This is a genomic window from Microbacterium sp. NPDC055312, from assembly GCF_053645675.1.
The window spans coordinates 25,220-38,348 of record NZ_JBSHMU010000010.1 but is presented as its reverse complement, the minus strand read 5'-3'; the positions used below and the strand labels follow the sequence as shown (position 1 = coordinate 38,348).

General features: G+C 70.4%; 12 protein-coding genes and 1 rRNA gene. 11 read left to right on the top strand and 2 right to left on the bottom strand.

Annotated features, from left to right (window positions below):
• Window positions 1-91 (top strand): 5S ribosomal RNA (gene rrf / locus ACWIDW_RS14580); the annotation flags it as partial.
• A 67-nt stretch (window positions 92-158) separates the two neighbouring features.
• Here rrf and ACWIDW_RS14575 read toward each other — a convergent pair.
• Entirely contained in the window at window positions 159-899 is a 741-nt protein-coding gene (locus ACWIDW_RS14575) for an IclR family transcriptional regulator (RefSeq protein WP_454125981.1), read from the bottom strand.
• 99 nt (window positions 900-998) lie between these two features.
• Between ACWIDW_RS14575 and hutH the strand changes: the two genes are divergently transcribed.
• The 5 genes from hutH to ACWIDW_RS14550 all read left to right on the top strand — a co-directional run bounded on the left by hutH (window position 999) and on the right by ACWIDW_RS14550 (window position 7,277).
• The gene (gene hutH, locus ACWIDW_RS14570; RefSeq protein WP_454125979.1) at window positions 999-2,540 is read left to right on the top strand and encodes a histidine ammonia-lyase; all 1,542 of its coding nucleotides are present in this window, start codon (window positions 999-1,001) and stop codon (window positions 2,538-2,540) included.
• Entirely contained in the window at window positions 2,533-4,230 is a 1,698-nt protein-coding gene (hutU, locus tag ACWIDW_RS14565; RefSeq protein ID WP_454125978.1) for a urocanate hydratase, read from the top strand. Before hutH ends, hutU begins: the two co-directional genes overlap by 8 nt.
• Window positions 4,231-4,439: 209 nt before the next feature.
• Window positions 4,440-5,594: an imidazolonepropionase gene (gene hutI, locus ACWIDW_RS14560; RefSeq protein WP_454125980.1), complete on the top strand. Its 1,155-nt coding sequence runs from the start codon at window positions 4,440-4,442 to the stop codon at window positions 5,592-5,594.
• Window positions 5,591-6,496 (top strand): arginase family protein, encoded by a 906-nt coding sequence (locus ACWIDW_RS14555; protein ID WP_454125977.1) that lies wholly within the window; start codon window positions 5,591-5,593, stop codon window positions 6,494-6,496. Before hutI ends, ACWIDW_RS14555 begins: the two co-directional genes overlap by 4 nt.
• Window positions 6,497-6,632: 136 nt before the next feature.
• Window positions 6,633-7,277, top strand: coding sequence for an SDR family oxidoreductase (locus tag ACWIDW_RS14550; protein ID WP_454125976.1), 645 nt, complete (start codon window positions 6,633-6,635; stop codon window positions 7,275-7,277).
• A 2-nt stretch (window positions 7,278-7,279) separates the two neighbouring features.
• Here ACWIDW_RS14550 and ACWIDW_RS14545 read toward each other — a convergent pair whose 3' ends face one another.
• Window positions 7,280-8,563 (bottom strand): DUF445 domain-containing protein, encoded by a 1,284-nt coding sequence (locus tag ACWIDW_RS14545; RefSeq protein ID WP_454125975.1) that lies wholly within the window; start codon window positions 8,561-8,563, stop codon window positions 7,280-7,282.
• A gap of 34 nt (window positions 8,564-8,597) precedes the next feature.
• Between ACWIDW_RS14545 and ACWIDW_RS14540 the strand changes: the two genes are divergently transcribed.
• The 5 genes from ACWIDW_RS14540 to ACWIDW_RS14520 all read left to right on the top strand — a co-directional run bounded on the left by ACWIDW_RS14540 (window position 8,598) and on the right by ACWIDW_RS14520 (window position 13,129).
• Complete coding sequence (locus ACWIDW_RS14540; protein ID WP_182253834.1) at window positions 8,598-8,870, top strand: metal-sensitive transcriptional regulator; 273 nt, start codon at window positions 8,598-8,600, stop codon at window positions 8,868-8,870.
• A 133-nt stretch (window positions 8,871-9,003) separates the two neighbouring features.
• The gene (locus tag ACWIDW_RS14535; protein ID WP_454125974.1) at window positions 9,004-10,161 is read left to right on the top strand and encodes an ABC transporter ATP-binding protein; all 1,158 of its coding nucleotides are present in this window, start codon (window positions 9,004-9,006) and stop codon (window positions 10,159-10,161) included.
• A gap of 55 nt (window positions 10,162-10,216) precedes the next feature.
• Window positions 10,217-11,395: a polyamine ABC transporter substrate-binding protein gene (locus tag ACWIDW_RS14530; RefSeq protein ID WP_454125973.1), complete on the top strand. Its 1,179-nt coding sequence runs from the start codon at window positions 10,217-10,219 to the stop codon at window positions 11,393-11,395.
• Window positions 11,388-12,272, top strand: coding sequence for an ABC transporter permease (locus ACWIDW_RS14525; RefSeq protein ID WP_454125972.1), 885 nt, complete (start codon window positions 11,388-11,390; stop codon window positions 12,270-12,272). The genes ACWIDW_RS14530 and ACWIDW_RS14525 overlap by 8 nt, the downstream gene beginning before the upstream one ends.
• Entirely contained in the window at window positions 12,269-13,129 is an 861-nt protein-coding gene (locus ACWIDW_RS14520) for an ABC transporter permease (RefSeq protein WP_454125971.1), read from the top strand. Before ACWIDW_RS14525 ends, ACWIDW_RS14520 begins: the two co-directional genes overlap by 4 nt.

Here is a 13,129-nt window from a genome sequence, read left to right as displayed (position 1 = left end):
GCCCGGTCACATTCCGAACCCGGAAGCTAAGCCTCACAGCGCCGATGGTACTGCAGGGGGGACCCTGTGGGAGAGTAGGACACCGCCGGACTTCTTCTGTGAAAGAGCCACCCATTGCCGGGTGGCTCTTTTGCGTTAACGGCCGGCGATCTTGCGTCTCACCGTCGCACATAGCCCAGCCTGCTCTGCAGCATCCGAGCGGCCTCCTGCACCTCTGCCGCCGCGGGCTGAGCCCGTCCGTCCTCCCACGTGACCGCGACCGCCGCGATCGGCCAGACGGCGTGGTCGTGCACGGCCGCGGCCACCGAACGGAACCCCGGAGTCACCTCCCCGTCTTCGGTGGCGAACCCGGCATCCCGAACCTGTCTCAGCACCTCGCGCAGCTCGGACGGCCGCACCGGGCCGCGCCCCGTTCGGTCGGTGAAGGCCCGCGCATCCGGATAGAGCGCGCGAACCTGCGCGCGGGGGAGCGCGGCCAGCATCGCCCGTCCCGTCGCCGTCAGGTGCGCGGGCAGCCGCACGCCGACGTCCGTCACCAGGGCGGGACGGCGGGCAGCGCGCTCCTCGACGATGTAGAGCACGTCGCGTCCGCTCATCACCGCGAGATGCGCGCTCTCTCCCAAGCGGTCGGCGAGAGCAGCGAGGATCGGCCTGCCGAGTCGTGCCAACGGCTCCTGCCTGGCGTAGCCGCCGGCCAGTTCGAACGCGCTGGTGCCCAGCCCCCAGCGACGCTCCTGTGCGAGGTGCACCACGAATCCGTGCTGCTCGAGCGTCGCGAGGAGGTGGTACACGGTGGAGCGCGGGATCGCCAGCTCCCGCGCCAGCGTTGTCGCCGCGATCGGCACGGGACGCCGCGCCAGATGCTGCAGGATGCGCAGCGTCTGGTCGGCTGCCGGCACCTGCGGGCGGTGCTCGCGGGCATCCGGTGTGTCTGAGATCACAGACACAGTCTGGCACTGCGCCACCCGCCGGAAGAAGGGACGGTGTGGAATCGAGACATGCAGCATTCGTCTCCCGCGATCATCGGCGCAGCGCCCCTGTCTCCGGCCGACGTCGTGGCCGTCGCTCGTCACCTCGTCCCCGTCGAGATCGCCGACTCTGCGCGCGCCCGCGTCGCCGCAGCCCGCGCCGTCATCGACGGCATGGCAGCCGACCCGTATCCGCATTACGGCGTGTCGACCGGGTTCGGTGCCCTCGCCACGACCTTCATCGCCCCTGATCGCCGTCGACAGCTGCAGGTCAGCCTGATCCGCTCGCACGCCGCAGGCACCGGGGCCGAGGTCGAGACCGAGGTCGTGCGCGCCCTGCAGCTGCTGCGGCTGCAGACCCTGGCATCCGGTCACACGGGCGTGCGTCCCGTCGTCGTCGACACCTACGCAGCCATGCTCAACGCCCGCATCACCCCGGTGGTGCGCGAGTACGGCTCGCTCGGCTGCTCAGGCGATCTCGCCCCGCTCGCCCACGTCGCCCTCGCGGCGATGGGGGAGGGAGACGTCCGAAACGCGGACGGCGCGCTCGTGCCCGCTGCCGACGCACTCGCCGCCGCCCGCATCGAACCGCTCGTGCTCGTCGAGAAGGAGGGCCTGGCTCTCATCAACGGCACCGACGGGATGCTCGGGATGCTGCTGCTCGCGCTGCACGACCTCGAGACACTCATCACCACCGCCGACCTCGCCGCCGCGATGTCGATCGAATCGCAGCTCGGCACCGACGCCGTCTTCGCCGCCGACCTGATGGCGCTGCGCCCGCAGGTGGGTCAGGCCGCCTCCGCCCTGAATCTGCGCGCCTTCCTCCGCGATTCGCCGATCGTGCACAGCCACAAGGGTCCCGACGATGGTCGGGTGCAGGACGCGTACTCGCTGCGCTGCTCGCCACAGGTGCACGGCGCGGCGCGCGACACGGTGGCGCATGCCACCACCATCGCGGAGCGCGAACTGGCATCCGTTGTCGACAACCCGGTGGTCACCGGCGACGGACGCATCGAATCGAACGGCAACTTCCATGGCGCTCCGGTCGCCGCGGTGCTCGACTTCCTCGCGATCTCGGTCGCCGACGTGGCATCCGTCTCCGAGCGGCGCACCGATCGCGCTCTCGACCCCGCCCGCAGTCACGGACTGCCGCCCTTCCTCGCCCACGAGGTGGGCGTCGACTCGGGCCTGATGATCGCGCAGTACGCCGCGGCCGGCATCGTCTCCGAGCTCAAGCGCCTGGCGGTGCCCGCATCCGTCGACTCGATCCCGTCATCCGCCATGCAGGAGGACCACGTGTCGATGGGCTGGTCGGGCGCGCGCAAGCTGCGCCGCGCCATCGACGGTCTCACGCGCGTGCTCGCCATCGAGATCCTCACCGGGGCACGTGCCCTCGACCTGCGCGCACCCCTGCCGGCGGGGCCCGCGACGGGGGCCGTCCGCGACCTCGTGCGCACTGTGGCCGCCGGGCCAGGACCCGACCACTTCCTCTCACCCGACATCGAGGCGGTGACCGAGCTCGTCCGCTCGGGCGCCGTTGCCCGCACTGCGAAGGAGCACGCGAATGTCTGAGGCCACCCTGCACGACCCCACCCGCACCATCCGCGCGGCTCGGGGCGATCAGCGCACGGCGAAGAGCTGGGGCGCGGAGGCAGCCAAGCGGATGCTGATGAACAACCTCGACCCGGAGGTCGCCGAGCATCCCGAGGATCTCGTCGTCTACGGCGGCACGGGCCGCGCCGCGCGCAGCTGGGAGGCGTACGACGCGATCGTGCGCACCCTCGACGAGCTCGAGCCCGATGAGACCCTGCTCGTGCAGTCCGGCAAGCCCGTCGGCGTGTTCCGCACGCACGAGTGGGCGCCGCGGGTGCTCATCGCGAATTCGAACCTCGTCGGCGACTGGGCGACCTGGCCCGAGTTCCGCCGACTCGAGTCGCTGGGCCTGATGATGTACGGCCAGATGACCGCCGGCTCGTGGATCTACATCGGCACCCAGGGCATCCTGCAGGGCACCTACGAGACGTTCGCGGCAGTGGCGCGTTCGCTGGGCGCTTCGACGGGCTCAGCGACCCACTCGCTCAAGGGCACCCTCACCCTGACCGGGGGTGCCGGCGGCATGGGCGGCGCGCAGCCGCTCGCGGTCACCCTCAACGAGGGCGTCGTGCTGATCGTCGACGTCGACGAGTCGCGCCTGTCGCGCCGCGTCGAGCACGGCTACCTCGACGAGTACACCACCGACCTCGACGCGGCCGTCGCTCGCGTCGTCGCCGCGAAAGAGGCGGGCGAGGCGCTGTCGGTCGGCGTCGTCGGCAACGCCGCCGAGGTATTCCCCGAGCTCAAGCGCCGTCAGGATGCCGGTGAGCTGACGATCGACGTCGTGACCGACCAGACCAGTGCGCACGACCCGCTCGCGTACCTGCCGATCGGCATCTCGGTCGCCGACTGGAAGGCCGAGGCTGAGCGCGACCCCGAGGAGTTCACCCGGCGCTCGCGCGAGTCGATGGCCGCGCACGTCGCCGCCATGGTCGCGTTTCAGGATGCCGGGGCGGCGGTCTTCGACTACGGCAACTCGATCCGTGCAGAAGCGCAGCTCGGCGGGTTCGAGCGCGCGTTCGAGTTCCCCGGATTCGTGCCCGCCTACATCCGCCCGCAGTTCGAAGAGGGCCGCGGGCCCTTCCGCTGGGCCGCGCTCTCGGGCGACCCCGAGGACATCTACAAGACCGACCGCGCCATCGCAGAGCTGTTCCCCGACGACACCGCGCTGCACCGCTGGCTGGAGAAGGCCGGCGAGAAGGTGCACTTCGAGGGTCTTCCGGCTCGGATCTGCTGGCTGGGATACAAGGAGCGTCACCTCGCCGGGCTGAAGTTCAACGAGATGGTCGCCTCTGGAGAGCTCTCGGCGCCCATCGTGATCGGCCGCGACCACCTCGACTCGGGTTCCGTCGCCTCGCCCTACCGTGAGACCGAGGCGATGAAGGACGGCTCGGATGCCATCGCCGACTGGCCGCTGCTCAACGCCCTGCTGAACACCGCGTCGGGGGCCAGCTGGGTCTCGCTGCACCACGGCGGCGGTGTCGGCATCGGCCGCTCGATCCACGCCGGTCAGGTGAGCGTGGCCGACGGCTCCCCGCTCGCGGCCGAGAAGCTCGAGCGTGTGCTGACCAACGACCCGGGTACCGGCGTGATGCGGCACGTGGATGCCGGGTACGACCACGCGCGCGACATCGCCCGCGAACGCGGACTCAAGGTGCCGATGCTGTGAGCACCACGCTCATCACGAACATCGGCGAGCTGACGACCAACGTCGGCGCTTCGCCCCTTGGGTCCCTGAGCCTGTCGAAGGGCACCGGCGCTCACCCCGTTGGGTCCCTGAGCCTGTCGAAGGGCACCGGCGCTCACCCCGTTGGGTCCCTGAGCCTGTCGAAGGGCACCGGGGCTCCCACCGTTGGGTCCCTGAGCCTGTCGAAGGGCATGCTGACAGACGCGGCGGTGCTCATCGAGGACGGGCTGATCTCGTGGGTCGGCCCTTCGGCAGGCTCAGGGCCCCAGGGGGGCGCAGGGGCCCAGGGTGGCGCAGGGGGCCTGCCGATGCCGACGGCGGATGAGGTCGTCGACGCCGGCGGGCGCGCGGTCATCCCGGGCTTCGTCGACAGCCACAGCCACATCGTGTTCGGCGGCGATCGGGCGGCCGAGTTCGAGGCGCGCATGGCGGGGCAGAGATACGCCGCCGGCGGCATCCGCTCCACCGTCGCCGCCACCCGCGATGCGAGCGACGACGAGCTGCGGGCGCGGGTGCGCGGCTTCGTCGACGAGATGCTCGCGCAGGGCACCACGACCGTCGAGATCAAGAGCGGCTACGGACTCGACGTCGAGACCGAGCAGCGTCTGGTGCGTCTCGCGGCCGAGGTGACCGAGGAGGTCACCTACCTCGGCGCGCACGTCGTGCCGGTCGAGTACGCCGATCGCGGCGACGACTACGTCGATCTGGTGATCGGCGAGATGCTGGATGCCTGCGTCCCGCACGTGAAGTGGATCGACGTGTTCTGCGAGACCGGCGCGTTCAGCGTGCCGCAGTCGCGGCGGGTGCTCGAGGCGGGCATCGCCCGGGGGTTGAAGCCGCGGATGCACGCCGGCCAGCTCGGTCCCGGCGACGGTGTGCGGCTGGCTGTCGAGCTCGGTGCCGCGTCGGTCGACCACGGCACCTACCTGACCGACGACGACGTCGCGGCGCTCGCCGCCTCCGACACCGTGCTCACCCTGCTGCCGGGAGTGGAGTTCTCGACCCGGCAGCCGTACCCCGATGCGCGGCGTCTCATCGACGCCGGTGTCACGGTCGCCATCGCCTGCGACACGAACCCCGGCTCGAGTTTCACCTCGTCGATGCCGTTCTGCATCGCCGTCGCGGTGCGCGACATGGGCATGACGCCGGCCGAGGCGGTCTGGGCGGCCACGGCCGGGGGAGCGGCGGCGCTGCAGCGCTCGGACATCGGCGTGATCGCCCCCGGCGCGCGCGCCGACCTCGTGCTGCTGGACGCCCCGACCCGGGTGCACCTGGCGTACCGGCCGGGGGTGCCGCTCGTGCAGCAGGTGTGGAAGGACGGCGTGTCCGTCTGGCGGAAGGGATGAGCATGGCACTCTCACACGACGAGCTCTGGCCTCGCGCCGGGTCGTGGCCCGCGGCGAGGCCGGGGGAGAGCGCGGATGCCGCGCTGATCGGCATCCCGACCTGGCGCACCTCGCTCTCGCCGACCGGAGCGCACGCGACGCCCGCCGCGATCCGCGAGGCGCTGCCGCGCTACAGCGCAGCGCTGATGGGTCCGCCGGTCGTCGACCTGAACGAGGTCCTGCGCATCGTCGACGCCGGCGACGTGCACGAGCCCGACGGCGACGAGGGGGTCGAACGGGCCGTGCGGCGGGTGCGCGACCTCGCTGAGCAGACCCGGCTCGTGATCGCGCTCGGCGGCGACAACGCGCTCACCTACCCGGTCGCGCGTGGTGCCGCAGCAGACGGACTGATCACGCTGGATGCGCACTTCGACCTGCGCGACGGCGTCTCCAACGGCTCGCCGGTGCGTCGCCTGATCGAGGACGCCCCGGACGGTGAGCGCATCGACCCGGCCCGTATCGTGCAGATCGGCATCGCCGACTTCGCGAACTCCGCCGCCTATGCGCGGCGCGCTGCCGACTGGGGCATCCGGGTGATCACACTCGACGAGGTGCGTGAGAAGGGCATCCGCTCGGTGGTGGGGGAGGCGCTCGCGATCGCGGGGGCGGGGTCGCGCATCCATCTCGACATCGACGTCGACGTCGTCGACCGCGCGGTCGCTCCCGGCTGCCCGGCGAGCGCCCCCGGCGGCCTCGCGGCGGGGGAGCTGCGCACGCTCGTGCGCGCGATCGCCTCGCACGCGGAGGTGGTCAGCGCCGACATCGCCGAAGTGGATGCCACGGCGGATGCCGACGACGCCCGCACCGTGCGTCTCGCCGCGCTCTGCGTGCTCGAGCTGCTCGCGGGCGTCGCCTCGCGCTGAGAGCGGTCCCGGCAACGAGAAACCACGTTCTGCGTGACACGCCACGCGCGCGCGTGTTTCTCGTGCGCGACGTGGTTTCTCATGGGTCCGCGGTCGCGGTGGCCCCGCGCGTGCCTCGACGGCGTACCGTGGAGGTATGGCTCGAATCGTGATCTTCGGCGGCCACGGCAAGGTCGCCCTGCTGCTCGCCCCTCTGCTCTCGGCCCGCGGTGACGAGGTGACCGCCGTGATCCGCAATCCCGACCATGCCGACGAGGTGCGCGCGACCGGAGCGCAGCCGGTCGTGTTCGACGTCGAGCACGAGGATCAGGCGGCGATCGCCGCGCTGCTCTCGGGGCACGACGCCGTGGTGTGGTCGGCGGGCGCCGGCGGCGGGGACGCCGCGCGCACCCGCGCCGTGGATCACGACGCGGCCGTGCGGTCGATGGACGCGGCGACGGATGCCGGGGTGCGCCGCTACGTGATGGTGTCGTACTTCGGCGCGTCGCCCGATCACGGCATCCCGGCCGACAACCCGTTCCACACCTACGCGGAGGCGAAGGCGGCCGCCGACGAGCACCTGCGCTCCTCCGGACTCGACTGGACGATCCTCGGGCCGAGCAGCCTCACCCTCGATGAGGCGACGGGCCGCATCGACGTCGCCGCCGACGAGTCGGGCGAGGTGTCGCGCGCCGACGTCGCGCAGGTCATCGCCGAGACGCTGCGTCAGGACTCGACCGTCGGTCGCACCATCCGGTTCAACGCCGGTGACCAGCCGATAGCCGACGCGCTCCGGGCCTGACCTCAGCCGAGTCCCACCGGGATCACGGCGTGCGCGATCGCGTAGATCGCGAGTCCTGCGAGCGCACCCACGACCGTGCCGTTCAGGCGGATGTACTGCAGGTCGCGGCCGACCATGAGCTCGATCTTCTCGGTCGTCTCGGCCGGATCCCACTTCTCGACCGTGTCGGTGATGATCGACGCGATGTCGTGCCGGTACCGGTCGACGAGGAACACGGCGGCATCCGTCACCCAGCCGTCGACGCGCGCCTGCAGCGCGGGCTCGGTGGCCAGCCGCTGCCCGATCTCGGCCACCGCGGCCGCTGCCCGACGGCGCAGCCCGCTCTCAGGGTCGGCCAAGGCGCTGAGCAGGCCGGTCTTGGCGGTGTTCCAGGCCTGCGCCGCGAGCTCGCCGACGCGCGGGCTGTCGAAGAGGGTCGTCTTCGCGCTTTCGAGCCGGCCGCGCATGGCGTCGTCGTGCTGCAGCCCGTCGGCGAGCCGGGCGAGGTAGCCGTCGAGGGCGATGCGGGCCGGATGCCGGGGGTCGGCGTGCACGGCGCGGACGAACTTCAGCGCCTCGCTGTACGCCGTCTCGTCGACGAAGCGGTGCGCCAGGCGGGGAACCCACGACGGCAGGCGGCGCGAGATGAGCCCCTGGAAGGCCGCGGCGTTGTTCTCGAGCCACGCGCCGAGACTGTCGACGGCGAGGTCGACGGCTCCGCGATGGGCGTCGGCCTCGACGATGCGCTGCAGCCAGGAGCCGGCCGACGGCGCCCAGTCCGGCTCGATGAGATGCTCTCGTGCGAGATCGGCGATCAGGCTCTGCACGTCGTCGTCGCTCAGGGCGCGCAGCACCGCGGATGCCGCCGTCGAGGCCTCGGATGCCACGCGCTCGGCGTGCGCCTCGTGGGTGAGCCACTCGCCGAGCCGCTGGGAGAGCGCTGTCGTCGACAGCTTCGCGCGCACGACGTCGCCGGCCAGGAAGTTCGTCTCGACGAACTCGCCCAGGGTGTGGCCGATCTCGTCCTTGCGGTGGGGGATGATCGCGGTGTGCGGGATCGGCAGCCCGAGTGGGCGGCGGAACAGCGCCGTCACTGCGAACCAGTCGGCCAGCGCGCCGACCATGCCGCCCTCGGCGGCCGCGCGGACGTAGCCGAGCCACGGCTGCCGCGATTCGAGCCAGAAGGAGAACACGAACACGACGGCCATGAAGATGAGCGCACCGAGGGCGACGGCCTTCATGCGTCGCAGGCCGCGCAGTCGCTCTTGATCGGCGGGCGAGAGCAGCGCCATCGGTGTTCGCGACATGCCGTCATCCTTTCACGGTGACTACGCTTGAAGGGTGATCGACGACATCAAGAAGCGCGCTCTGCACCGCACGAGCATCCTCGAAGGTCAGCTGCGTGGCATCGCGCGGATGATCGAGAACGAGGAGTACTGCATGGACATCATCACGCAGTCGCGTGCCGTGCAGCGCTCGCTGGAGTCGCTCAACCGCCTGCTGCTCGAGAACCATCTGCGCACGCATGTCACGCACATGTTCGAAGAGGGCGGCGACGAGCGCGAAACGGCGGTCGGTGAACTGCTGAAGGCCTTCGACTTCGACCGCAAGTAGACCATATCGGCAGAATCCGGTTCGCTTCACGACGGATATCGTCGCCGACCCCAACGCATTCTTCGTTTTTCGCTGTACCTCCCCGCAGGACTGTGCTTGACTGACGCTAGTCAGATCTCAACGTGGAGGTTCCATGGCACAGCCCGCACCCGCGGTTCCCGCCCCGACCGGCGACCTCGCAACCGGAGGCGTCGACATCGACGGGGTCACCAAGCATTACGGCGACGCGACCGCCGTCGACGACCTGTCCCTGTCGATCCGGCCGGGCGAGTTCCTCTCCCTGCTCGGGCCGTCGGGATGCGGCAAGACCACGACCCTGCGCATGATCGCCGGCTTCGAGCATCCCGACAGCGGCGACATCCGCATCTCGGGCCGCAGCGTGCTCGGCCTGCCGCCGCACCGCCGCGAGGTGAACACGGTCTTCCAGGCGTACGCGCTCTTCCCGCACATGACCGTCGCCGAGAACGTCGCCTACGGCCTGCGGCAGCGCGGGGTGCCGAAGGCCGAGCAGCGCGAGCGCGTCATCGCCGCGCTCGACATGGTGCAGCTGCGCCGGTTCGCCGACCGCAAGCCGACCATGCTCTCCGGCGGCCAGCAGCAGCGCATCGCCCTGTCGCGTGCGCTCATCAACCGACCCAGCGTGCTGCTGCTCGACGAGCCGCTCGCCGCGCTCGACCGGCAGCTGCGCGAGGAGATGCAGGTCGAGCTGAAGCTGCTGCAGGCGCGACTCGGCACGACCTTCGTGTTCGTCACGCACGACCAGGGCGAGGCGCTGTCGATGAGCGACCGGATCGCGGTGATGCGCGCCGGCCGCATCGAGCAGCTCGACGCTCCCGACCGCATCTACGCCGCTCCGGCGTCGGCGTACGTCGCCGCGTTCATCGGCCAGCAGAACTTCCTCAGCGGCACCGCCCGGGCCGAGGCCGTCGACACGAGCGTGGGGCTCATCCACGGCAGGTGGGGAGCGGAGCAGGTCACCGCGGGCGAGCCCGCCGTCGCCGCCATCCGTCCGGAGTTCATCCGTCTCGAGCGCCCAGACGTCCCCGGCGTCGGCATCGACGGTCGCGTGCTCAGCGTGTCGTACCTCGGCGAGACCCTGCAGGTCGTGGTCGGCATCGAGGGCGGGCAGACCCTGCTCGTGCGCACCCCCGCGCCGACGGCACCTCCGGTGGCGGTCGACCAGGCGGTGCGCTGCACGTGGTCACCCGTCGACGTGCGGCTGTTCGCCGCGGAGGGCGCGCCCACCGCCGCCACTCACGTGATCGCCCTGCCCGACCGCGCCTCCCGCTGAGCGGCATCCACCTACCAGCACAGCACCCGCAGCACCGCACGAAGGAGTGCCCCTCATGAACGACAACAGCATTCGCATCCTCGCCGACAGCAGCATCGCACCGGTCGTGCGTCATCAGCTCACCCGGCGCGGCTTCATCGGCGTCGTCGCCGCACTGGGCGCCGCCGGCGTGCTCACCGCGTGCTCACCGGGCGGCTCCGCGAGGCCCGGACCCCAGGCCACCGGCGGTGCCGTCGAAGACAAGCTGTCGATCTACAGCTGGGGCGAGTACGACGCTCCCGAGGTGATCGAGGCGTTCACGAACGACGAGGGGGCGAAGGTCGTCATGGACACCTTCAACTCGAACGAGGAGATGATCGCCAAGCTCGTCGCCGCCAAGGGCACCAGCGGCTACGACCTGGTCGTGCCGACCGGCGTGTTCATCCCGCAGATGATCGAGAACGGCCTGCTCGCCAAGCTCAACCTCGACCTCATCCCCAACATGAAGTACATGGACCCCGCCTTCCTCGGGCGCGATTGGGACCCGAAGAACGAATACTCCATCTGCAAGGCGTGGGGCACCACCGGTTTCGTCTACGACAAGACCGTGATCACCCGCGAGCTGAAGACGTGGGGCGACTTCATCGACGCGGCCAAGAACGAGGCATCCGGCAAGACCTCGGTGCTGGACGACCCGGCGCCGCTCGGCGGCATCTACTACTGGGCCAACGGCATCGACTGGAACACCACCGACCCCGCCGACCTCGACGCGTGCGAGAAGTTCCTCGTCGACGAGCTCGCCCCGCACATCTCGGCCTTCGACTCGTACCCGGGCGGTGCGGCGATCCCGCAGGCGTCGCACGTGCTCATGCAGTCGTGGAACGGCGACGCGCGCATCGGCATCCAGGAGTCACCCGACCCCGACCGCTGGCAGTGGGTGCTCGGCGCCCCCGACACCGAGCTGTGGATGGACAACTGGGCGATCGCCGAGGGCGCGCCCCACCCCGAGGCGGCCCACGCCTTCCTCGACTACATCCTCACTCCCGAGAACCAGCTCGCCCAGGTCGACTACATCGGCTACGACACGGGAGCTGCGGGCATCAAGGAGGCGGCCGAGAAGGCCGGACTCGAGATGCTCGACATGGTCTTCTTCGACGAGGCTCAGGTGAAGACCATGCACGAGGGCAAGGTCACCGAGGCGCAGGCGCGCATCGTCGAGATCTGGAACAAGACGAAGGCAGCCGCCGGTGCGTAGTCCCCGCTTCGGGCTGGCCGTGCCCGCATGGGTGTGGCTGGTGCTCTTCTTCATCGCGCCCATCGCCATGGTCGTGTGGTTCAGCTTCGGGTACAAGCCGGGCATCTTCGGCACACACGCCAACGACGTGCTGTCGTTCGACCGGTACGCCGAGGCCATGTCGCCGACATTCTTCGCGACCTTCCAGAACACCCTCTGGGTCGGAATCCTCGGCACGCTGCTGTGTCTGCTGATCGGTGCACCGGTGGCGTACTGGATGGCGGTCAAGGCCCCGCCCGCCCGTCGGGGCCTGCTCATCGCGCTGGTCATGGTGCCGTTCTGGACGAACTTCCTCGTGCGCACCCTCGGCTGGCAGGTGATCCTCTCGCCCGAGGGCTGGCTGTCATCGCTGCTGCAGGGTGTGGGCGTGATCGACGGCCCGATCGACGTGCTCTACACGCGCACAGCCGTGCTCATCGGCGTCGTCTACAACTACCTGCCGCTGATGATCCTGCCGCTGTACGTCGCCTTCGACCGCGTCGGAACGCCGCTGCGCGAAGCCAGCAAGGACCTCGGCGCGAACGGCATGCGCACCTTCCTGCAGGTCACCGTGCCGCTGGCGCGGCCCGGCATCATCGCCGGCGTGCTGCTGGTGTTCATCCCGCTGATGGGCGACTACATCACCGCGACCGTGCTCGGCGGAGCGCAGGGCAACATGATCGGCCAGCTCGTCGCCAGCCAGTTCGGCACCGCGCAGAACTGGGCGCTGGGCTCGGCGATGGCGGTGCTGCTGATCCTCGTGATCATGCTGACCATCGGCGTGGCCGCGGCCATCCTGTGGCTGATCTCGCTGCCGTTCAGAAACCGCAGCCGACTCGTGCTCGGAGAGCCATCATGAGCGACATCCGCACCCGCCGCCGCGGCACCGTCGGCGACCGCGTCCTCGGCATCTGGTCGATCGCGGTCTACGCGTTCCTGTTCCTGCCGATCGTCGTGATCATCATGGCGTCGTTCAACTCGGGGCGTCTGCTCGTGGCGTGGGACGGCTTCAGCCTCGCCCCGTTCGCGGCGCTGGTCGAGAAGCCGGTGATCCGCGACGCGGTGATGGTGTCGCTGCGCACGGGCGTGATCGCCGCGCTGTTCGCCGCGGTGCTCGGCACCCTCGCCGGCATCGCGATGGCCAGACGCCCCGGAAAGTGGGTGTGGTGGTTCCTCGGACTGCTGCTGCTCGTGTCGGTCACACCCGAGATCGTCGACGCCGTCGCCCTGCTGCCGTGGCTCGTCTTCCTCGGGCAGGACCTCGGGCTGGCGATGTTCAACGACGGCACGGTGCGCCTGGTCGTCGGCCACTCGCTGTTCTCGATCGCCATCGTGTCGTACATCGTGCGGGCCCGGCTGGTCGGTCTCGACGCACGTCTGGAAGAGGCCTCGGCCGACCTGTACGCGCCCCCGGTGCGCACCTTCCTGCGCGTGACGCTGCCGCTGGCGATGCCGGCGGTGCTCGCCGGGTTCCTGCTCTCGTTCACGCTCAGTCTCGACAACACGGTCGTGTCGGCGTTCGTGCAGGTGTCGGGAACCACGCCCTGGCCGGTCTACGTGCTGAGCTCGCTGCGCAGCGGATTGCGGCCCGAGATCGCCGCCGTGTCGACGGTCATGCTGCTGCTCACGCTCGCATCGCTGGCGCTGGTCGCCTACGTGCTCAAGCGCGCGGGGGATTCGACCACCGAGATCGCCCGGACCATGGCGGGAGGTTGA

What these genes read in the sequence shown, in the direction of transcription:
- hutH (WP_454125979.1), top strand. Translation starts at nt 999, where the DNA reads ATGCAGCATTCGTCTCCCGCGATCATCGGCGCAGCGCCCCTGTCTCCG.
- hutU (WP_454125978.1), top strand. Translation starts at nt 2,533, where the DNA reads ATGTCTGAGGCCACCCTGCACGACCCCACCCGCACCATCCGCGCGGCT.
- hutI (WP_454125980.1), top strand. Translation starts at nt 4,440, where the DNA reads ATGCTGACAGACGCGGCGGTGCTCATCGAGGACGGGCTGATCTCGTGG.
- ACWIDW_RS14555 (WP_454125977.1), top strand. Translation starts at nt 5,591, where the DNA reads ATGAGCATGGCACTCTCACACGACGAGCTCTGGCCTCGCGCCGGGTCG.
- ACWIDW_RS14550 (WP_454125976.1), top strand. Translation starts at nt 6,633, where the DNA reads ATGGCTCGAATCGTGATCTTCGGCGGCCACGGCAAGGTCGCCCTGCTG.
- ACWIDW_RS14545 (WP_454125975.1), bottom strand. Translation starts at nt 8,563, where the DNA reads ATGTCGCGAACACCGATGGCGCTGCTCTCGCCCGCCGATCAAGAGCGA.
- ACWIDW_RS14535 (WP_454125974.1), top strand. Translation starts at nt 9,004, where the DNA reads ATGGCACAGCCCGCACCCGCGGTTCCCGCCCCGACCGGCGACCTCGCA.
- ACWIDW_RS14530 (WP_454125973.1), top strand. Translation starts at nt 10,217, where the DNA reads ATGAACGACAACAGCATTCGCATCCTCGCCGACAGCAGCATCGCACCG.
- ACWIDW_RS14520 (WP_454125971.1), top strand. Translation starts at nt 12,269, where the DNA reads ATGAGCGACATCCGCACCCGCCGCCGCGGCACCGTCGGCGACCGCGTC.